Source organism: Rhizobium sp. BK251 (assembly GCF_004345245.1).
Lineage (GTDB): Bacteria > Pseudomonadota > Alphaproteobacteria > Rhizobiales > Rhizobiaceae > Rhizobium.
In genome coordinates, this window is the sequence record NZ_SLUQ01000007.1 from 49,175 (window position 1) to 68,660 (window position 19,486).

The window sequence follows — 19,486 nt, forward strand, 5'->3', positions numbered from 1 at the left end:
GGAAAAATGACGGAAGAAAACGAGATGGCGGCCGCTGACGGCCAGCCCGAAGCTGTTGGCGTTACGCATTCGGGCTTTGTCGCCCTGATCGGGCCGACCAATGCCGGCAAGTCGACGCTGGTGAACCGGCTTGTGGGGGCGAAAGTATCGATTGTCAGCCACAAGGTGCAGACAACGCGTGCGGTCGTGCGCGGCATCGCGATCCACAACAATGCGCAGATCGTGTTCATGGATACTCCGGGCATTTTCAAGCCGCGTCGACGGCTTGACCGCGCCATGGTGACGTCCGCATGGGGTGGCGCGAAGGATGCCGATTTCGTCATGCTGCTGATCGACAGCGAGCGCGGGCTTCGCGGCGACGCCGAGGCAATCCTGGAAGGCCTCAAGGAAGTGCCGCAGCCGAAGCTCCTTGTCCTCAATAAGATCGATCGGGTGCAGCGCGAGGATCTCCTGAAGCTTGCCTCCGCCGCCAACGAGAAGATCGCTTTCGAGCGTACCTTCATGATTTCAGCAGAGAACGGCTCAGGCTGCGAAGACGTCATGGATTACCTGGCAGCCACCCTGCCGGAAGGCCCATGGTATTACCCGGAGGACCAGATCTCGGATCTGCCGATGCGGCAGCTCGCAGCAGAAATTACCCGCGAAAAACTCTTCCTGCGCCTGCATCAGGAATTACCCTATTCCTCGCATGTCGAAACCGAGAAGTGGGAAGAACGGAAGGACGGTTCCGTTCGTATCGAACAGGTGATCTACGTAGAGCGTGACAGCCAGAAGAAGATCGCACTCGGCAAGGGCGGCGAGACGATCAAGGCGATTTCGACGGCCTCCCGCAAGGAACTGTCCGAGATTCTCGAGCAGCCGGTGCACTTGTTCCTGTTCGTCAAGGTCCGCGAAAACTGGGGAGACGATCCGGAGCGGTTCCGGGAAATGGGCCTGGATTTCTCGAAATAAGCGCCACGCAAGTCCTCTTGCCGCTCCATGGTTGTGCTCGAACGGAACAAATCGCGCCTTCGCGTATTAAGGTGTTGATTTGTCGGGCAGATCAGGAGGGCAAGGGTAGGGATGGCGACAGCAAAGACCGTTCACGCGATGAAGACCCCCTGCGAGGACTGTCCGCTGAGGGGATTGCCGCATTTCCGGGAGTTCAGCCGGGAAGAGCTTGAATTCGTTTCTCGCTTCAAGAAGGGGGAGCTCGCGGTCGACGCCGGTGCGACCATCCTCGTGGAAGGGGCTCACAGCGCCCACCTCTTCACGGTACTCACCGGCTGGGGTTTTCGCTACAAGACGCTGGAGGACGGCCGCAGGCAGATCCTCAATTACGTTATGCCGGGCGACCTGATCGGGCTGCAAGGCACGGTCATGGGCGAGATGCAGCATTCCATCGAGGCCCTTTCGCCGGTTTCGCTGTGTGTTTTCGAGCGCGACAGCCTGATGACGCTCTACAACAGGCATGCGTCCCTTGCCTTTGATATCACCTGGATTGCTGCGCGCGAGGAGAGGATCCTGGACGAGCATCTCCTGAGCGTCGGCCGTCGTTCGGCGCTTGAGCGGGCGGCCTACCTCATCGCCTATCTCTATGAACGCGCACGCGTCCTCAAGCTTTTTAACGGTCGCAGCTTTCTGCCGGTCACGCAGCAGCACATTGCCGACACTCTCGGCCTCTCGATCGTCCACACCAACAAGACCTTGAAAAAACTCGCGGAGCGCGGATTGATCCGATGGCAGGAGCGCGGATGCGACGTGCTGGATGGGGAGGGCCTGTCGACGCTCGCAGGGTGGGAAGGGCAGGACGGAAACCTTAGACCCTTCATATGAACTTTTGCGATCTATGTCTTTTTTAAATGCCGATCCCACCCGAATGAGCGTAGATAGAACGCCAGGTCAATTTTGGCCGGGTTCGCCCTATAGTCGACCGTGGCGAAGGAAATGGCTAAGTGATTGTTTTGGTGGAACGGTACTTTCTGGGACGACCCTTGCGGTGGCCGCGGAGGCGATTAATGTTGGAGTTGTCGGGTCGATCCGGCGAATATACGTGTTTCGAGGTAGGGCGGCCGTGAAACCAAAAAGTGTCCTCATCCTTGAAGACAGCCTTATCATCGCGATGGAGGTTGAGGAAATTCTTCGCTCCATCGGCGTCGAGCATGTTGAGATGGTGGCGAACCTCGATGAGGCGGCCAAGGCGCTTGATACCCAACAGCCCGATTTTGCGCTGCTCGACGTCAACCTCGGCGAGGCAATGAGCTTCGATTTTGCTCGTATTCTGAGGGCGCGCGACATTCCTTTCGGCTTCGTGAGCGGCTATTCGGATACGGGGGATTTTCCCGACGACCTGCAGCAGACGCCGCTTCTTGTGAAGCCGTTCGACGACACGGCGATGCACGATTTCCTGCGTGCCTTCTTCTCCTCGGCGGGTTGATCCCGGCAAGCACCTAACGCTTCCGCTCCGGATGCTCTAGAATGGATTCGAGACTGGCGAGAGGATAACGCGGCTCATGCAGTGGCATGATCAGGCCATCATATTGGGCGTCAAGCGCCATGGCGAGACGAGCGTCATCGCAGAGGTGATGACGCGTGAACGCGGCCGCCATCTCGGCCTTGTCCGCTCCGGGCGATCGCGCACCATGCAGCCCGTTCTCCAGCCGGGCAATGAAGTCGAGGTGACCTGGCGAGCGCGGCTCGACGAGCATCTCGGCGAGTTTCGGTTGGAGCCGGTGCAGCTGCGCGCCGCACGGCTGATGGAAACGGCGACTGCCGTCTACGGTGTCCAGGCCATGGGTGCGCTGCTACGCCTCCTGCCGGAGCGCGACCCCCATCCCCATCTCTATGAGGCGCTTCAAATCATCCTGGAGAACCTGCATGATCCGGCCGACGCCGGTGAACTGTTCGTCCGCTTCGAGCTCGCAGTACTGAACGATCTCGGTTTCGGGCTTGACCTCAACGAATGCGCGGCGACCGGCGTAAGTGACGAACTCGTCTATGTCTCACCGAAATCGGGACGTGCCGTCTGCCGCACTGCCGGTGCGCCCTGGGCCGACAAGATGCTCGCATTGCCGGCCTTTCTCAACGCGAGCGGAAAGCGTGCAGCCGACAGCGACAGCCTCGCGGCAGGATTCCGTCTGACAGGCTTCTTCCTGCACCGGCATGTCTACGAGCCCCGCGGGATCGAGGCGGCTGCCGCGCGGGATGGCTTCGTCCAGGCGGCCTTGAAGGCGTTGAGGGAGCCGCGCCTCCATGCACCGAGTGCCGACGATCGCCTGTCCGGCTAGCGTCTTTTGAAGGCCCAGCCCTCGGAGCGCTCCGATATGATGCTGACCGTATCGCCGATGGTGATCGTTCCCGCGCCGCGCGGCGTTGCGTTCCAGCCGAAAAGCGGACCCGGCACGCGCCGGTCGGCTGACATGCGGATGCGGCCCATCGCCGGCATCGGGTTCGCGACCTCGCGAGAGCCCGTCTTCTGGTCCTGAGTCGTCATGATGCATCGGGCGCAAGGCTTCACGAGATCGAGCCTGATACCGCCGATCTCGATCGCCTCCCAGCGGTCCTCCGGCCAGGCCTCGTCGGCGTCGATGACTATGTTGGGCCGGAAGCGCTCCATGCCGACAGAGCCTTCGCCATGGTCAAGCATGTCGTCGTTCAGCGCCTTCAGGGAGCCGGTCGTCGTGACGAGAATCTGGTAGCCGTCGGCAAAGGTGACAGGAGTGTCTTCGCCCGCCCAGGTGGGATTTGCGACGCGTTCGGCGCGGTCGTCGAAGAAGACCAGTCGGATATCACGCCCGAACCAGTCCGAGAGCTGCCGGTTCGTCTCCCTGTCGGCGACCGCGGCGCTGACGGGCGATTTCCAGACGATCACGTCCATCCGGTTCTCCGGCAGAGGCGGGGGAACGAGGATATCGGCCTTGCCCTCCATCAAGAGCCGCAGCGCCGTCGCACCGGGCTGCACCTCGATCCTGGCGAGATCGGGCAGTTCGCGCTGGGTGATGAACTGCCCCTCCGGATCGGTGATCATGGCGCGGCGGTCGCCGCTGAACCCGAATGCATTGACCGAGCCGGCGGGGATCGCGATGCCGCGCGCGCTCTTGAGCGGATAGACGAAAAGATCGCTGACGCGCATTGAAACCCTCTTTCAAATTTCGTCGATGAACATTTCAAGGACTTGCTCGAGCCGATCGTGGCGTTCGCGGGCAAGCCTGCGGCCGGTCGTCGTCTGGAAGCCGTCGGCGAGCTTGAACAGTTTCGTGTGGAAGTGGTCGATGGCGAAAAGCTTGTCATCCAGGGCGCGGTTCTCTGCCTTGGGATCGATCGGGTCGTAAAGACCCGAACCGAGACGCCCCGCGATGTAGAAGCAGCGGGCGGCACCCACCATGCCGATCGCATCGAGCCGGTCGGCATCCTGGAGGATCCTGGCCTCAAGCGTCGCAGGCTGGATATTGGCCGAGAAGCTGTGAGCAGCAATCGCGTGCGCAGCGGCCGAAATGTCGTCCGCGTTCCATCCCAGATCTTTCAGGATGCCGGAAGCCTTGCGCGCGGCAAGCGTCGATGCCTGCGCCCGCATGGGTGAATTCTTTTCGACGGCGACGCAATCGTGAAGCAGCACGGCCGCGGTCAGAATTCGCGTGTCACCGCCCTCCGACGCCTGGATGCGCATCGCGTTCTTGAAGACGCGCAGGATATGGGCCAGGTCGTGCGATCCATCGTCGCCCTCGGTCGCGAAGGGCGCGAGTTGCGCCGCCAGTACCTCGTGCGGGGAAAAGACCTGAGCGGTGAAATTCTGCAGCATGCGCGTCCGCCATCCTCGAATCCGGAGCCGAGTCTTAGACGGTGTCGCAGCACGGCGCAATCAGTCGCGGCTCATCACGAGCCTTGCTTTCCGGGGCTGGGACGACTCCGGCGGTGTCTGGTTGCGCTTGAGCTTCATCGACAGAAGAAACGGCACTTCGGCGGCGTGCTTCGGAGGGCTCACATAGTAGCCCTGTATTTCGTCACAGCCTTCCTTTTCCAGGAGCAGGACCTGGCTTTCCCTCTCCACGCCCTCGACAGTCACTCGCATGCCGAGCGCATCGCCGAGCATGATGATCGCACGCATGATGGCGCGCGCTTCCTTGTTTTCTGCAATGTCGTTGACGAAGGACTTGTCGATCTTGATCTTGTCGAAGGGGAAGCTGCGCAGATAGCTGAGCGACGAATAGCCGGTACCGAAATCGTCCATCGAGACACGTATGCCGAGAGCCTTCAACTGGTGGAGTATGGGCAAGGTCTCGTCGAGATTGCGCATCAGTAGGCTTTCGGTGATCTCCAGCTCGAGCCGGGACGGCGAGAGTTCGGCTGCGGCAATCGCGGCCATGACGTCGCCGGGAAGATCGCTGTTCTGGAACTGGATGGCGGAGACGTTCACCGCAATCTTGATCTCGGCGGGCCATTCCGCGGCATCGCGGCAGGCGCGGTTCAGCACCCATCTGCCTATGTCGACGACGAGCCCCAATTCCTCGGCGAGAGGAATGAAATCCATCGGCGCAACACGCCCGCGCGTTGGATGATTCCAGCGCACCAGCGCCTCCATGCCTACGATCCGGTCGCGGGCGATGTCGTAGAGCGGCTGGTATTGCAGCTCGAACTCCTCGTTCTGCACCGCCCGGCGGAGATCGGCTTCCAGGGCGTGCCGCTCCTGGATCTGCGCTTCCATCTCGCTCGTGAAGAACCGGTGACGGCCTCGCCCTTCCGATTTTGCGTGCAAGAGCGCCACGCCGGCATGCTTGAGCAGCACGTCCGTATCGTTGCCGTCTTGCGGGGCGACGGCGATGCCCATGGACACGCTGAGCTCGATCTGTTTCTCGCCGCGGAAGAAAGGCTCGGCAAGCTCGCGACTTATCCGGTCGACGAGAGCCATGACATTCAGCGGCTGCTGCCGCTCGCATTGGAGAATGGCGAACTCGTCGGAGCCCAGTCGTGCGAGAATGTTGCCGCTGCCGGCCGATGTGCGAAGGCGTTCGGCGACCTGCCGAAGTATCGCATCGCCGGTCGAGACGCCAAGCGTATTGTTGACCGACTTGAAGCGGTCGAGATTGAGGTGGACGAGGGCGATCTGTTCATCCGGCTGACGACGCGCAAGCGCAGCCTCGACCTGCTCATGAAAGCTTATCCGGTTCGGCAGGCCCGTCAGCGGATCGTGATGTGCGAGGTAGGCGATGCGTTCGGCGGCTCGCCGGTCCTCCGTGATGTCGGCATGGATGGCAACATTGCTGCCGTCTCCAAGCACGGTGACGATACTCTGGATCGTGCGGCCGTCTTCCATGGACCACTCGCGGCGCCGGATCTTGCTGCCTTTCGGAAGCCGCTCGCTTCCGTCGCGCGCGGAGAGGCGTCTCCTGCCGGAGGACTCGGTTCCTCTTACGCGTGCCATGAGCGAAGCAAGCGCGGCGCCCGGAATGACCTCCTCGTCGGTCAGCCCAAAAAGCTGCCGGAAACGCATGTTGCTCAGCGTCAACCGCTGCTCCGCATCGAAGACGCTGAGACCCAGGGGCATGTTGTGCAGGATTATGTCGAAGAGCTTATCCCGGCTGCCGAGAGTCGCTGCCGTTGATCTCAGCTCTTCCGCGAGTTTGCCGTTGCAAAGCTCCAATGTCTGTATGCGGCCGGTGACATGCGTGAGATCGGCAAGGTGGCGACGATATGTCTGGACGACGAGGTCCATGAGCTGGGCGGCGTCCACCACACCTTGCGCGTCGACCGCTTCGGCGCATTGCGTCCGGAAGAGTGCCTCAGCTTTCGCCATGGGATACTGCTCCGGAATATTTCACGCTATGCATGTCTTCGCGCCGCGCCGCTCTCCCACCACGGAGGGCAGACGGTTTTTGTAGTGGCTCACTGCTGGCAAGCCGCACTGCGGACATGGTCAAAGACCTTTCAAAAAAACGCAATGAAAATAAACATTTCACTATTTATAACGATTAGTACTACCAGAAGTTCCAGCTGAAGACTTTGTCTCCCGCAGATTAACAATCGGTTGCACCGCAAGAAAATATAGCGATTTTTATATGTAATACACGCATATTTTTGCGCGGGATATCAACATGGAATAACATTTTCGCGCGGGAGTAGTATACTGGCAACGCTTCAAAGCGGCACATTTCTCAAGAAAAATACCTGCTGCGGCGGGGTCGTCACAATGCCACACATTTCACGCCAGCGGTTAACGCAAGGTTAAAATGGCAATTGACGCACTGCGCAAATCAGTTTAACCACCGACATAAGTTCAATCCAAAGACGTATTGCGTACAGACATCACCCACGGCGTTGCCGGGTGACCGGAGGTTTGTATGGCTGGCATTTCATCGGTTTCTGATAGTTCTTACCCCTACCGTGGCACGCTTTCCCGTCTCGACCAGAACGGTGACGGCGTACTGAGCCGCGGTGAAGTCGCGGCCGCCCAGCGGCCCGGCATTCTCCGGGAGACCGGAGAGGATGACGTGGCGGGCACAAGCCCCTATGGCGGCCTGATCGCCAAGCTCATGGACCTCCGCGAAGAGGCGGGTCGAAACGGCGGTTTGCCCCAGCCGGCCACGTTGGCGGCGACGGATGCCGAGGCATCTGCCGGCGTAACGCAGGCAAGCTCCGCTTCCGATCTGTACCGCAATACCTACGGACAGTACGAGGCCGACTAGCCTTCTGTAGAGCCGTCCCGCTCCCGATGGATTGCCGCGCGCATGGCGCGGCTTTTTGGCATATCCCGCGCCTTCAATTCTCCCGGAACCGCTCAGAGCCTTGCGCGTTGCGTCTAGATAATTAGCGCAGGGAGAATTTCATGAAAGCGATCCTCGTTACCGGAGCCTTGATGCTGGCCATCGCTCCACCACTTGCCGCGCAGGACAAGCAGACGGCGACGGCGGATTTCATCGACAGGGACGGGAAGGGGGCCGGGCGCGCCGCGTTGACGGTGGCCAAGGAAGGCGTCGTCATCGAGCTGGAAGTCTCGGGCCTTCCCGCAAACAAGTGGCTCGCCTTCCATGTCCATGAAAACGGCAGCTGCGATGCGGCCGGAGGGTTCGCGTCTGCTGGGGCGCATTTCAATTCCGGCAAGAGCGAGCATGGCCTTCTTGCGGCAAACGGCCCGCATGCCGGTGACATGCCCAATCAGTACGTCGCTTCGGACGGCTTTCTGAGGGGCCAGCTTTTCGAGACTGCTGTGACCCTTGACGGAAAGGATGATGGCATCCGTGGCCGCGCGCTGGTAATTCACGCCGGCTCCGACGATTACCGCAGCCAGCCGTCAGGCGGCGCTGGCGACCGCATCGCCTGCGCGATCATCAAGTAGCGGAATGATTGGTTTCTGAGCCACCGGGAAAACCTAGCCCGGCCCACCGCGAGCAGCAGTGGGATTATAGATGACCTGCGGATAGGGTATCGAAAAGCCTTTCTCCTCGAGGCGTTGCTTGACGAGCCGTATCATGTCGCGGCTCGTGCTCCACCAATCCTCGTTCTTCGCCCAGTAGCGCAAAGTCACGCTCACCGAACTCGGCCCGATCGTATTGACGAATGCTTCCGGCTTGGGCTCGCTTTGCACCCGGGGATCGGCCTGCGCAAGCTCGATGAGGGTCCGGAGGGCAAGGTCGATATCATCGCTGTAGCCGATGCCGATCGAAACTTCGTTCTGGCGCGTGGAGCGCCGGCTGTAGTTGGTGATCGGCGTATTCCAGAGCGTGGAGTTCGGCGCCATCCGGTAGAGCCCGTCCCCGGTCTTGAGCTCGGTGGCGAAAAGGCCGACCTCCAGCACGGTTCCCGAGACCGTGCCGTTGTCAATGTATTCGCCAACACGGAAGGGTCTCAGGACAAGCAGCATGATCCCTGCGGCGATGTTCTGGAGCGTTCCCTGCAGTGCGAGACCAACGGCGAGGCCGGCGGCGCCGAGAGCTGCGATGATGGACGCGGTCTGAACGCCGAACTGCCCCAGGACAGTGACGACGACGAGGACCAACAGCACATAGCGCAGCATATTGGCGAAGAAGCGCGCCAGGGTCTCGTCGACACCCTTCAGGTGGGAAATGCCCTCATAGGCCCATCGGCTGACAAAACGCGCGAGCGCCCAGCCGAGCACGAGCAGGACAATCGCCCCGAGAACCGAAAAGGCATATTCTACCGCGAGTTCGCTTGCCTGGTTGATCGCGGCTTGTGTCGCCTCGATCAATTCGTTTGCCTGCTCTTCCATGTTTCCCCTCTAGGTCCCCTGCAGTTCCTATCCGCGGCTAGATGGGGCGGACGGCCGACGCGTCAACGGTCTAGACCCCGCGCCGCAGCCTTAGTGGCTCTCCCCATCGGGTGAAAGCGCCAGCACGAAGGGCGCGTTCCCATCGGCATCGGCGCCCCTGCCGATCGCACGGATCGCATCGACAAGTCTTCCCTTGCGGCCAAGCACCTCGTCGCCGATTTCGATGAGCCGTGGATTGGGCGTAGCGAAGGGCGAGGCGGCGCGCAGCCGGCGGGCCAGCGCCAGGTCGTCCTCTTCGGGATGAACGCAAAGGGCTGCGATGACGGCTGCGGCCGGCGAACGCGACACGCCCATCCAGCAATGCACGAGCAGCGGCGCGCTTCGGTCCCAGTCGCGTACGAAGTCGATGAGTTCGCGGATGTGATCCTCTTGCGGCGCGACAAGGTCGCCCGTACCGGCAAAGGCGATATCGTTCATCCCGAGCAGCAGGTGACGGTCCGCGCGGATGACGGCGGGCCGATGAAAGGCCTGTCCGCGGGCGACGAGGCTGACCATCTCGCGCGCACGGTGCTTGACCGCCACTTCGGCGATCCGGGAAAGCGGCGAGACGATGATGGCCGGCATCAGAGCGATTCTTTCACGAGTGCGGCGCGTTGGGTCTCGATCGCCGCAAAGCGCTCGCAAAAGAGCCGCTGGGCTTCCGTGGCAGGCATCGGCTCGATCCGCAGCATCTCCGGGGTGATCCCCCGTGGCTGACCGAAGAACTTCTGCGCTTCGCTCATGCTGAAGCCGGCAAGAACCGTCGCCTCGAAGTAAGCCGCCACGGTGTCGGCTCTCTTGATGCGGTCCTTGAGTTCGCGCGCGGGATGCGGCGGGAGACCAAAACGCAGGTGGATCGCCGCCTCCAGCCGTTTCTCGACTGCTTTGTAACCGCCGCCGACGACCGATTTGAAGGGGGAGATCATGTCGCCGATGACATACTCAGGTGCGTCGTGCAGCAGCGCGGCCATCATCTCGTCCGGCGTTGGTGCGTTGGTCCTGCGAAAGATATCCTCGACGAGAAGGCTGTGCTGGGCGACTGAAAACGCATGATCGCCGACCGTCTGCCCGTTCCAGCGGGCAACGCGCGCGAGCCCGTGCGCGATATCGGAGAGCTCGACGTCAAGAGGCGAGGGATCGAGCAGATCCAGCCTGCGGCCGGAGAGCATGCGCTGCCAGGCGCGCGGAATCTTGCCGGCCGTCACGCCGAGGCCTCGTCCGTCGTTGAGGGAAAGACCAGCCCCGACCACACGGGCAGCGAGGCCGAAACGGGCACTTCGCCCGCGACAACAGGCGTAGCATTCGCGATCGCCTCACCGACGCGGTCGATGCGGACGATGGCAAGCCCCTTGTTTCCGACAACAGAGCCGAGCGTGCCGGCGGGCTTGCCGTTCACCGTTATCTCCGCGCCTGCCAGCGGCAGTGGCGAATCTGCCGAAACGATCACAACGCGGCGGCGGGCCGTCCCCCGGTGCTGCATGCGGGAAATGACTTCCTGGCCGACGTAGCATCCCTTTCGGAAGGAGAGACCGCCATTGAGGTCCATCAGCACGTCATGCGGAAACGCGTCCTGCAACGCAAAATCCTCGCCGGAAACGGCAATACCGCTTTCGATGCGCAGGGCACGGTATAATTCCGCGCTGTCCCGGCCGTGATTGCCGGACCGTCGGCCAAGCGCGACACCCGCCTTGGCGAAACGGATGTCCACTGCTCCGGCAGAATCGGTCTCTTCGCCCCAGGAAACGGTGACACCTTCCTCTGAGCCCGACACGAGATCGACAACCGCGCGCAGCTTGTACATCGTCAGGCGCTTGAGCAGCGCCTCGCGCTGTTCGGCCGCCGTTTCGATGACGAATCCGTCGCCCTCGCGCCAGATCATGAAGTCGAAGAGGATCTTGCCCTGCGGCGTCAGCAATGCGCCGGGGCGCGCCTCCTGCGACGGTAGCGAGACGAGGTCCGTCGTGATCAGATTGTGCAGAAAAGCTTGCGCTTCGACCCCGCCGACATGAATCAGGGAGCGATCTTCGAGGAATACGGCTGGCATCGGGTGGCCTATCGCGTGTGTTTGTCGATCAGAGGTAGGTTGCCTCTGCCGGAACCGCAAGATTCTTCTGCGGTGTCAATCGCCGGCCGTGAAGAATTTCCACTCGCCGCTGGGCGTGATGCCGATCCGGTAGAAGTTGTACCCGCCGAACTCCATCATGTCCGAGAGATCGCCCGCAGTAACGATGCGCAACAGCTCGACCTTTTCGGGCGGCGTCAACGTCTTGAGGTCCTTTTCCGCGAAATAGGGCCAGACATACATCTCGTTCGGCGTTCCCTGTCCCACATGGACAAAGCCCGTGGAAATGATGTCGAGAATGATCGAGAGAATCTCGACGCCGTCGGGGTCGCCGGAGAGATCCTTGAGCGTGGCGACCGGATCGTCGCTCGGCTCGCCGACCGTGACCTGCGTCTGGTTCGGGCCCGGATTGAGGAGCGGACGCAAGCGTTCGATATCGCCGGAGGCCGCAGCCTCCACGATCATCTCGCGGATGCGGCGCACGGGCGCCGGCGCCTTGTTGATGTCGTAGATCACCTCGACGGGCTCGGAGCTTTCCTGGGCGCCAGGCGTCTTGTCGCCGGATTGCTGTTCGTTGTTGACGAGCGGGTCTGGCATCGGGAGACCCGACGACGAGCCCGCGTCACCGTCTTCGGGTGCGGCCTGCGGGTCTTCCGCATTCTGGGCATCGGTCTGACCGGGAATTTTGTGCAGCTCGGAAAGCGCGAGTGCTGGAAGGGGGACTAAAGCGCTGCTGCCGGCTAAAATGGCAACCGTAACACTTAACAGCATCGAGCGCCGCAAAGCATTGCCCTTCTCGGTGTGCATGAAGAACTCTGTACCTTATTGCAGGGTGCGGTTAGGCGAAAATTCACCTGCGAGCATGCGTTCGCGCAGCGTGTCGAGTAGTGCTGCTGCGCTGTCTTCTCCGTGGATGCGAATCGTTTCACGGATTGCGTGGGCAATAGCTGCGTCGGCGATGATCTCGGGTTCGATTCCGTCAGCCATGCCGTCGGCCCAAGCTTCGTTCTGGTATTCCAGAGCCGCCTGCATCTTTTCGTGGACGATCATGTCGTCGATGTCGTTGAGGCTTGGTTCCATCTCTGCTTCCTCGAAACGTGCACGCGCTTACTACTCAGTTAATAACTTTAGCAGCCTTTTCCTAAAACGACACGGCTGCCAGCCAAAAGGGGTTAATAAATCCTCAATTTCCAAACCGTGATGTTATTTCTGTGGCAAGTGTTGCACCTTCGTTACGGTACCGCTCTTCTGCCACGATGGCTGCTGCCGTGCAATCTGTGTAAACGGAGGCAAAAGTGCGGTAGCCGCGATTGAAGGCGGCCGTCAGTTTTTCCCTGCGTTTCGGTTCGTCGCGGGTCTCCGAATCGAGGAGCTGCTGCATGCTTACCCTCCAGTCATCGCCACCCGAATGCGTGCAAAGATTGCGCAGGTAGTGCACCGATCCGAGGAGCTCCGCGAGTCGCGCCAGCCTGTCATCATAGGGCGTCGCGTCGGGCGAAGCGTTGGCCGCGGCCGGTGGCTCTTCCGTCGAAAGGGCAGCACCGCTCGGTTGAGCCAATGCCGAAGCCGCTGCAAGCCAGGAAGCCGACAGCAAAAGCACCGACAGAAGACTCCCACGATGGTTCATGGAGACATTTGATACCCGGAAGCATGACCGGAACAAGGCGGCGGCGGATGTTTCCACCCCTTATTGTCTCTCAAGGCTGAGGCGCTCTGCGCATTCGAGGACACTCTGGGGCACCGGCAGCCGGCGAATCTCATCGAGAGTGAACCACCCAAGATCGGCGGCGTCGTCGGCTGCCAGGGGCATTGCGTCTGCATCGGCCTCGACCACGAAGACCGAAAGATGGAAGTGGCTGCGCAGGCTTCCGTCTTCGGAATGAGACTTGAGATCGTAGGCCGCAAGGAAGCGCGGGCTGCGGGCCGTAACGCCCGTCTCCTCGGCAAATTCGCGCAGAGCCGTCTCTTCGGGCGTTTCGCCGGGCTCGGCCTTGCCGCCGGGAAAGGCATACATGTCCGCCGAGGGTGGATTGCGCCGAAGCACCAGCAGGAAGCGACCGTCCCTTTCGAGGATTGCCGAGGAGGCGGGCTGAGGAAGAGCGGTCATAGAATCGGCTGCCAGCTTCAGTGACCCGGCCTTAGACGGCATTGCCTGCCCATGGCCGATCGTGGTCATTGCGAACATATCTGATCTAATCTTCGGTTTCTCGTCCGATTCGGCAAACGGAAAACGTCCGATGCGCAACTTGCTTGCTTATTCCTTCGCAGCGCTCTTCGAAATCGCCGGCTGCTTTGCGTTTTGGGCCTGGCTCAAGCTCGGAAAACCTGCCTGGTGGCTCGCGCCGGGAATGATCTCGCTCGCGCTCTTCGCCTGGCTGCTGACGCTCGTCCCGAGCGAGGCTGCCGGTCGGACCTTTGCCGCTTATGGCGGCGTCTACATCGCCGCCTCGCTGCTCTGGCTCTGGATTGTCGAGGGACGCGCGCCCGATCGCTGGGATCTTTCCGGCGCGGCGCTCAGTCTTGTCGGTGCTGCGGTCATTCTCCTCGGCCCCCGCGGCTGATCGCATATTGACCTTGCCGGTTCACGGTGCAAAGACAGGTCGATGTGCGGACGATTTGCATTGACGGCAACCCCGGAAGAAGTGCGCGAGATCCTTGGCCTCTTGGACATCGAGGATTTTCCAGCGCGCTACAACATCGCGCCGACACAGCCGATCCTGATCGTCATTGCCGGCGAGGGGCAGGAGAGGGGCAGCAACCTGCCTGACCGCCGCGCCTTGCTGGTTCGCTGGGGCTTCACACCCTCCTGGGTCAAGGACCCGAAAAGCTTCCCGCTTCTCATCAATGCCCGCGCCGAGACGGCGATCGGTAAGGCCACCTTCCGCGCGGCGATGCGCCACCGCCGTATTCTCGTGCCCGCTTCCGGCTTCTACGAATGGCACCGGCCGCCGAAGGGAAGCCGCGAAAAGTCACAGGCTTACTGGGTAAGGCCAAAGAACGGTGGAATGATCGCCTTTGCCGGGCTTATGGAAACCTGGTCTTCCGCCGATGGGTCGGAGATCGATACCGGCGCAATCCTCACGGTTCCGGCCAACCAGACCGTTTCGGCAATCCATGATCGGATGCCGGTCGTCATCAGGCCGGAAGATTTCTCTCGCTGGCTGGATTGCAAGACGCAGGAACCGCGCGATGTTGCGGACCTGATGGTTCCGGCGCAGGAGGAACTCTTCGAGGCGATTCCTGTCTCGGATCAGGTGAACAAGGTCGCAAATATGGGGCCGGATCTGCAGACACCTGTCGTAGCGAGCAAACCGCAGGCCCCTCCCAAGAAATCCGGGCCGGATGACGGGCAACTTAGCCTGCTCTGAATTTTTTCGCTCTTTGCTATCTTCAGGAATCTCCCCGGTGCCAATCTTGTCCGCTGCCCTCTCGGGCCTTCTCCTCGGCGCGTCCCTCATCATCGCAATCGGCGCCCAGAACGCTTTCATCCTGCGCCAGGGACTGCTGCGTTCGCATGTGTTTATCCTGTGCCTGATCTGCGCGGTGTCGGATACGCTGCTGATTGCGGCGGGCGTGGCCGGGCTCGGGACGCTTGTTGCAGGCTCGCCAATGCTGCTATCGGTCGTGACGCTGGGCGGGGCGCTGTTTCTCGGCGCCTATTCCTTGCTGGCGTTCCGTCGGGCGTTTCATCCCCATGGAATGGAGGCAGTCAAGCCGGAACGCATGACGCTGAAGGCGGCCGTCGCGACCTGCCTTGCCTTCACCTTCCTCAACCCGCATGTCTATCTGGATATGGTGGTGCTGATCGGCAGCCTGTCGGCAACCCATCATGGGATTGCACGCGTTGCCTACAGTGCCGGTGCATCCCTGGCGTCGTTCATCTGGTTCTTTGGCCTTGGCTATGGCGCAAGGCTGCTTGAGCCGGTATTTGCAAAGCCCGCAGCCTGGCGGGCTCTGGATGGCATCATTGGAGTCGTCATGGGCCTGCTGGCGCTCAGCCTCGTCCTGCGCTTCTTCGTAGGCGCTTAGGCGGGCTTTTCGGTCAGCTTCGGCTTACTCTTCAGCATCAGATACGCGGCAAGCACGGCCTTCAGGCCGACCGGGCGATACTGCGCGCTGAGATCAGTCTTTACTGGGGCCTCTGTTTTCTCATTTGTCTTCGAGGTCACGATACTCTCCTTACGTGCGTCTCTAGAGCTTTGTATAATCAGCGTTCTTTTGTCGTAAATCATGACGAAACGGCGGCGTTTCAATCATGATTTGTGAACGACCACCATAATTCGCGAGGCTGGTGTGAAGCCTGCGTTTGTAAGGGCTTTCTAACGTGCTGGAAGGGCCGAACGCGCGCAGCGCATTAGGCCTGGATTGCTTGCAGATTCAAAATCTTAGATCCATGACGCTCCGCGCCGGCTGGACGAGCGGTGAATGGGTCGACCGGAGGCTCAGATATGCCGGCCGATGTCGTCCTCACCCTCGCCAACCTCGGCTTCGGTGGGGCCTGCGATCGTATATGTGCCATATTTCCGCTGCCATGAGCGGGCTCCGAATGGCAGCGAAACCAGGTAGACGGCGACCGTCACCACCATCACTTCCCACGTATAGCTCATCAGCAGCGCCACGTAGAGAACGACGGCAAGCATGATCGGCAGGACGAGGTCGCGGCGGATGCGGCTGCCGGATTTTCCGGACCAGACCGGCAAGCGGCTGACCAGCAGGAAGGCGATGCAGACGGTGTATATCGCCGAGCCATAGGCAAACGTACGGTCCGGCGTCAGGCCCAGGAAGCCGAGATAGACAGGCAGCAGCACGAGCATCGCGCCTGCGGGTGCCGGCACGCCGACGAAGTATTCCGACTGCCAGCTTGCCTTGTTCTCGCGCTCCGCCATGACGTTGAAGCGGGCGAGCCGCAGGCCGGCGGCAATCGCATAGATGAGAGCTGCGATCCACCCGAGCGAGCGGGCCTGGTCCAACGCGAAGACATAGACGACGAGGGCCGGCGCGACGCCGAAATTCACGATGTCGGCAAGCGAATCCATCTGCGCGCCGAACTTCGATGTCGCCTTCATCAGTCGTGCTATGCGGCCGTCGATGCCGTCCAGGAATGCCGCAAGCAGCACCATCGCGACCGCGAGTTCATAGCGGTTCTCGAAGGCGAGGCGGATACCCGTCAGGCCCGCGCATATGGCGAGGACCGTGATGAGATTGGGAACGATCAGGCGAAGCGGAATCTGCCGCAGACGCGGGCCGCGCGCCTCCTCGTTCGGGCCATTGGGTTCGAAAGGCGGAAAAGGCGTCTCCATGTTCCGACCCTACCTCAGCTACGGCGGCTTATGACCGGGCCCTTTGCGGAGCCGAATTCGGCGATCACGGTTTCGCCGGCAATGGCCGTCTGGCCGACCGAAACGCGAGAAGCCGCGCCCGCCGGAAGGAAGACGTCGACGCGCGAGCCGAAGCGGATGAGGCCGATCCGCTCGCCGGCGTCGATCGGCTCGTTCTCCCGTACGAAGCAGAGGATGCGCCTTGCAACGAGCCCGGCAATCTGCACGACGCCGATCTCGCCATGGCCGGTTTCGACGACGAGGCCGTTGCGCTCGTTCTGTTCGCTCGCCTTGTCGAGTTCCGCGTTCAGGAAGCTGCCCTCGCGATAAGCGATCGTGCGAATCCGGCCGCGTATGGGCGAGCGGTTCACATGGCAGTCGAAGACATTCATGAACACGGAGATGCGCAGCATCGGCTCGCTGCCGAGATTGAGTTCCAGCGGGGGCGAGACCATCTGGATCGCAGAGACCTTGCCGTCGGCGGGCGAGACCACGAGATCGTCGTCCTGCGGCACATTGCGTTCCGGGTCACGGAAGAAATAGGCGCACCAGAGCGTGAGGACCATGCCGATCCAGAAGAGAGGCTTGAAGATCCAGCCCAGAACCAGCGACGCGACGAAGAAGCCCAGTACGAAGGGATAGCCCTCCTTGTGGACCGGAACGATCGTGTTGCGAACGGTATTGAGCAGGCTCATCGGCAAACATCCCCCATTATTCTAGGTCTCGCTGACTACAGCTAAACGGCGCGAGGAGCAATGGTATGCGCCGCCCCTGCAGGGCAAACCACAGCTCTGTCGCCGCCAGGGAGGTGCTGGTCAGGCTGTCGGCCGGCTTAGCGTGCCGGCTCCAGCCGCGTGACGACGCCCATGTCGTCGCTTTCGCGAACCTGCTTCAGGTGCTCTTCGGCCTGCGTGGCTTCGCGCTGGCGGTTCCACATCGAGGCATAGAGGCCGTTCTTCGCCAACAGCGCGGTGTGTGTCCCGCGCTCGGCGATCTCGCCGCTTTTCAGCACGATTATCTCGTCGGCGCCGATCACGGTTGAAAGGCGATGGGCGATCACCAGCGTGGTGCGGTTCTTCGACACAACGTCGAGCGCAGTCTGGATCTCATGCTCCGTCGTCGTGTCGAGTGCGGATGTCGCCTCGTCGAGGATCAGGATTGGAGGCGCCTTGAGGATGGTGCGGGCGATCGCAACGCGCTGCTTCTCGCCGCCCGAAAGCTTCAGCCCGCGTTCGCCCACCTTGGTGTCGTAGCCTTCCGGGAGATGGCGGATGAAGCCGCCGATTTGTGCTACTTCGGCGGCCGCCGCAATCTCCGTCTCGCTCGCCGACGGGCGGCCGTAGCGGATGTTGTAGGCGATCGTGTCGTTGAAGAGCACCGTATCCTGCGGCACCATGCCGATTGCCGATCTCAGGCTCTTCTGGGTGACCTGACGTATGTCCTGCCCGTCGATGGTGATCTCGCCGCTCTGGATGTCATAGAAGCGATAGAGAAGCCGGGAGAGCGTCGACTTTCCCGCACCCGAAGGCCCGACCACGGCCACGGTCTTGCCCTCCGGCACCTCGAAGGAAATGCCCTTGAGGATCGGCCGCGCGGCATCATAGGCAAAATGCACGTCCTTGAAGGAGATGGCGCCGTGGCTCACGACGAGGTCCGTCGCGCCGGGCGCGTCCTTCACTTCTTCATCGACTTCCAGGAGGTCGAACATCTGTTCGATGTCGGTAAGCCCCTGGCGGATTTCACGGTAGACGAAGCCGATGAAGTTGAGCGGCACGGAAAGCTGCAGCAGCAGCGAATTGACGAAGACGAAGTCGCCGACCGTCTGCTCGCCGCGCTGCACGGCAAGCGCCGACAGGATGAGCATGGCGGTGGTGCCAAGCCCGAAGATCAGGCCCTGGCCGAAGTTCAGCCAGCCGAGCGAGGTCCACACATCGGTTGCCGCCTTCTCGTAGCGCTCCATGGACTGGTCGAAGCGCCGGGCCTCCATCTCCTCGTTGCCGAAATACTTGACTGTCTCGAAGTTGAGGAGGGAGTCGATCGCCTTCGTGTTCGCGTCGGTGTCGCTGTCGTTCATGGACCGGCGGATGCTGATGCGCCAGTCGCTCGCCCGGATCGTGAACCAGATATAGGCCCAGACCGTGAAGGCGGTGACGGCAAGATAAGAAAAGCCGTAGCCGCGCCAGAAGATGATGGCGGTGAGCAGGAATTCGAGCAACGTCGGAAGCGTGTTGAGGATGGTGAAGCGGACGATCGTCTCTATGCCCTTGGTGCCCCGCTCGATGATGCGCGAAAGCCCGCCTGTCTTGCGTTCAAGGTGAAAGCGCAGCGAAAGCCGGTGCATGTGCACGAAGGTGCGGAAGGCGAGCTGGCGCACGGCATATTGGCCAACGCTCGCAAAGAGGGCGTCACGCAGCTGGTTGAGACCGAGCTGGAGGAGGCGCGTCACATTGTAGGCGATCACGAGCGCGGTGGCGCCGAGAAGGAATGTCGGAAGCACGCCTGCCATGTCGACCTTGCCGTTCAGCGCATCCGTCGACCACTTGAAGAAATAGGGGACGAGCAGGAGCACGAACTTCGAGATGAACAGGTAGAACGTGGCCCAGACGACGCGCATCTTCAGGTCCGCCCGTCCGGTTGGCCACATGTAGGGCCAGAGATTGAGCAGCGTCTGAACGAGCCTGCCGGACTCCGCGGATACTGTCTTCGTCGGCTGTGTCATGCTCTTCTCCAGAAGTGCCCATCACGTCAAATCGCGCCTCCGCGGCCGTCTGCCGCGAGAGCGCGTCGGAAACAGGCAGGCGGGGCGGCAAAGCGTTTCTTCGATTGGGAAGCGTGTTGCGGTCCAGCGCGGTTATTGCACCAGCCAGA

24 protein-coding genes are annotated in these 19,486 nt (G+C 61.5%); 9 read left to right on the top strand and 15 right to left on the bottom strand.

Going from position 1 to position 19,486, the window contains the following annotated elements:
• Positions 1 to 6: 6 nt before the first annotated feature.
• The 4 genes from era (at position 7) to recO (ending at position 3,266) form a co-directional block, all read left to right on the top strand.
• Positions 7 to 951 carry a GTPase Era gene (gene era, locus EV286_RS18205; protein WP_132958585.1) on the top strand — a complete coding sequence of 315 codons (945 nt, stop codon included), beginning with the start codon at positions 7 to 9 and terminating at the stop codon, positions 949 to 951.
• A gap of 111 nt (positions 952 to 1,062) precedes the next feature.
• The gene (locus EV286_RS18210) at positions 1,063 to 1,815 is read left to right on the top strand and encodes a Crp/Fnr family transcriptional regulator (protein ID WP_132958586.1); all 753 of its coding nucleotides are present in this window, start codon (positions 1,063 to 1,065) and stop codon (positions 1,813 to 1,815) included.
• Positions 1,816 to 1,978: 163 nt separating this feature from the next.
• Positions 1,979 to 2,416, top strand: coding sequence for a response regulator (locus EV286_RS18215; protein ID WP_245500755.1), 438 nt, complete (start codon positions 1,979 to 1,981; stop codon positions 2,414 to 2,416).
• 76 nt (positions 2,417 to 2,492) lie between these two features.
• Positions 2,493 to 3,266 (top strand): DNA repair protein RecO, encoded by a 774-nt coding sequence (gene recO / locus EV286_RS18220; protein WP_132958588.1) that lies wholly within the window; start codon positions 2,493 to 2,495, stop codon positions 3,264 to 3,266.
• Here recO and EV286_RS18225 read toward each other — a convergent pair.
• From EV286_RS18225 to EV286_RS18235, 3 genes are read right to left on the bottom strand one after another with little or no spacing between them, the layout of a single operon-like run.
• Positions 3,263 to 4,111 (bottom strand): MOSC domain-containing protein, encoded by an 849-nt coding sequence (locus EV286_RS18225; protein WP_132958589.1) that lies wholly within the window; start codon positions 4,109 to 4,111, stop codon positions 3,263 to 3,265. The genes recO and EV286_RS18225 overlap by 4 nt on opposite strands.
• Positions 4,112 to 4,123: 12 nt before the next feature.
• Positions 4,124 to 4,777, bottom strand: a complete 654-nt coding sequence (locus EV286_RS18230; protein WP_132958590.1) for an HD domain-containing protein — start codon at positions 4,775 to 4,777, stop codon at positions 4,124 to 4,126.
• Positions 4,778 to 4,837: 60 nt separating this feature from the next.
• Positions 4,838 to 6,769 carry an EAL domain-containing protein gene (locus tag EV286_RS18235; protein ID WP_132958591.1) on the bottom strand — a complete coding sequence of 644 codons (1,932 nt, stop codon included), beginning with the start codon at positions 6,767 to 6,769 and terminating at the stop codon, positions 4,838 to 4,840.
• A 544-nt stretch (positions 6,770 to 7,313) separates the two neighbouring features.
• On the opposite strand from EV286_RS18235, the gene EV286_RS18240 reads away from it, so the two are divergent.
• Together EV286_RS18240 and EV286_RS18245 are read left to right on the top strand one after the other, a co-directional pair.
• Complete coding sequence (locus tag EV286_RS18240; protein ID WP_132958592.1) at positions 7,314 to 7,658, top strand: hypothetical protein; 345 nt, start codon at positions 7,314 to 7,316, stop codon at positions 7,656 to 7,658.
• A 140-nt stretch (positions 7,659 to 7,798) separates the two neighbouring features.
• Positions 7,799 to 8,308, top strand: a complete 510-nt coding sequence (locus EV286_RS18245) for a superoxide dismutase family protein (RefSeq protein ID WP_132958593.1) — start codon at positions 7,799 to 7,801, stop codon at positions 8,306 to 8,308.
• Between the two features lie 33 nt (positions 8,309 to 8,341).
• Here EV286_RS18245 and EV286_RS18250 read toward each other — a convergent pair whose 3' ends face one another.
• The 8 genes from EV286_RS18250 to EV286_RS18285 form a co-directional block, all read right to left on the bottom strand.
• The gene (locus EV286_RS18250) at positions 8,342 to 9,199 is read right to left on the bottom strand and encodes a mechanosensitive ion channel domain-containing protein (RefSeq protein WP_132958594.1); all 858 of its coding nucleotides are present in this window, start codon (positions 9,197 to 9,199) and stop codon (positions 8,342 to 8,344) included.
• A gap of 90 nt (positions 9,200 to 9,289) precedes the next feature.
• A complete protein-coding gene (locus EV286_RS18255; protein ID WP_132958595.1) occupies positions 9,290 to 9,823 on the bottom strand; it encodes a tyrosine phosphatase family protein in 534 nt (177 codons plus the stop codon).
• Positions 9,823 to 10,443 (bottom strand): HD family hydrolase, encoded by a 621-nt coding sequence (locus tag EV286_RS18260; protein ID WP_132958596.1) that lies wholly within the window; start codon positions 10,441 to 10,443, stop codon positions 9,823 to 9,825. Before EV286_RS18260 ends, EV286_RS18255 begins: the two co-directional genes overlap by 1 nt.
• A complete protein-coding gene (locus EV286_RS18265) occupies positions 10,440 to 11,282 on the bottom strand; it encodes a folate-binding protein YgfZ (RefSeq protein ID WP_132958597.1) in 843 nt (280 codons plus the stop codon). The genes EV286_RS18260 and EV286_RS18265 overlap by 4 nt, the downstream gene beginning before the upstream one ends.
• 75 nt (positions 11,283 to 11,357) lie before the next feature.
• Entirely contained in the window at positions 11,358 to 12,071 is a 714-nt protein-coding gene (locus tag EV286_RS18270) for a hypothetical protein (RefSeq protein WP_245500774.1), read from the bottom strand.
• A 51-nt stretch (positions 12,072 to 12,122) separates the two neighbouring features.
• On the bottom strand, positions 12,123 to 12,380 hold the full coding sequence (locus EV286_RS18275; protein ID WP_132958599.1) for a hypothetical protein: 258 nt from the start codon (positions 12,378 to 12,380) through the stop codon (positions 12,123 to 12,125).
• A 103-nt stretch (positions 12,381 to 12,483) separates the two neighbouring features.
• Positions 12,484 to 12,927, bottom strand: coding sequence for a TIGR02301 family protein (locus tag EV286_RS18280; protein ID WP_132958600.1), 444 nt, complete (start codon positions 12,925 to 12,927; stop codon positions 12,484 to 12,486).
• Positions 12,928 to 12,987: 60 nt separating this feature from the next.
• Positions 12,988 to 13,407 carry an NUDIX hydrolase gene (locus EV286_RS18285; RefSeq protein ID WP_132959030.1) on the bottom strand — a complete coding sequence of 140 codons (420 nt, stop codon included), beginning with the start codon at positions 13,405 to 13,407 and terminating at the stop codon, positions 12,988 to 12,990.
• A 130-nt stretch (positions 13,408 to 13,537) separates the two neighbouring features.
• Between EV286_RS18285 and EV286_RS18290 the strand changes: the two genes are divergently transcribed.
• From EV286_RS18290 to EV286_RS18300, 3 genes are read left to right on the top strand one after another with little or no spacing between them, the layout of a single operon-like run.
• Positions 13,538 to 13,861 (top strand): YnfA family protein, encoded by a 324-nt coding sequence (locus EV286_RS18290; protein ID WP_132958601.1) that lies wholly within the window; start codon positions 13,538 to 13,540, stop codon positions 13,859 to 13,861.
• 42 nt (positions 13,862 to 13,903) lie between these two features.
• A complete protein-coding gene (locus EV286_RS18295; RefSeq protein WP_132958602.1) occupies positions 13,904 to 14,668 on the top strand; it encodes an SOS response-associated peptidase in 765 nt (254 codons plus the stop codon).
• A gap of 43 nt (positions 14,669 to 14,711) precedes the next feature.
• Positions 14,712 to 15,329 (top strand): LysE/ArgO family amino acid transporter, encoded by a 618-nt coding sequence (locus tag EV286_RS18300; RefSeq protein WP_207909904.1) that lies wholly within the window; start codon positions 14,712 to 14,714, stop codon positions 15,327 to 15,329.
• Here the strand turns inward: EV286_RS18300 and EV286_RS32005 are convergent.
• The 4 genes from EV286_RS32005 to EV286_RS18315 form a co-directional block, all read right to left on the bottom strand.
• Complete coding sequence (locus EV286_RS32005; RefSeq protein WP_165932879.1) at positions 15,326 to 15,469, bottom strand: hypothetical protein; 144 nt, start codon at positions 15,467 to 15,469, stop codon at positions 15,326 to 15,328. The genes EV286_RS18300 and EV286_RS32005 overlap by 4 nt on opposite strands.
• Before the next feature lie 273 nt (positions 15,470 to 15,742).
• Positions 15,743 to 16,600, bottom strand: coding sequence for a CDP-diacylglycerol--serine O-phosphatidyltransferase (gene pssA, locus EV286_RS18305; RefSeq protein ID WP_132958604.1), 858 nt, complete (start codon positions 16,598 to 16,600; stop codon positions 15,743 to 15,745).
• 14 nt (positions 16,601 to 16,614) lie between these two features.
• Positions 16,615 to 17,313 (bottom strand): phosphatidylserine decarboxylase, encoded by a 699-nt coding sequence (locus EV286_RS18310; protein ID WP_132958605.1) that lies wholly within the window; start codon positions 17,311 to 17,313, stop codon positions 16,615 to 16,617.
• 137 nt (positions 17,314 to 17,450) lie between these two features.
• Positions 17,451 to 19,337, bottom strand: a complete 1,887-nt coding sequence (locus tag EV286_RS18315) for an ABC transporter ATP-binding protein/permease (protein ID WP_132958606.1) — start codon at positions 19,335 to 19,337, stop codon at positions 17,451 to 17,453.
• Between the last annotated feature and the right edge of the window lie 149 nt (positions 19,338 to 19,486).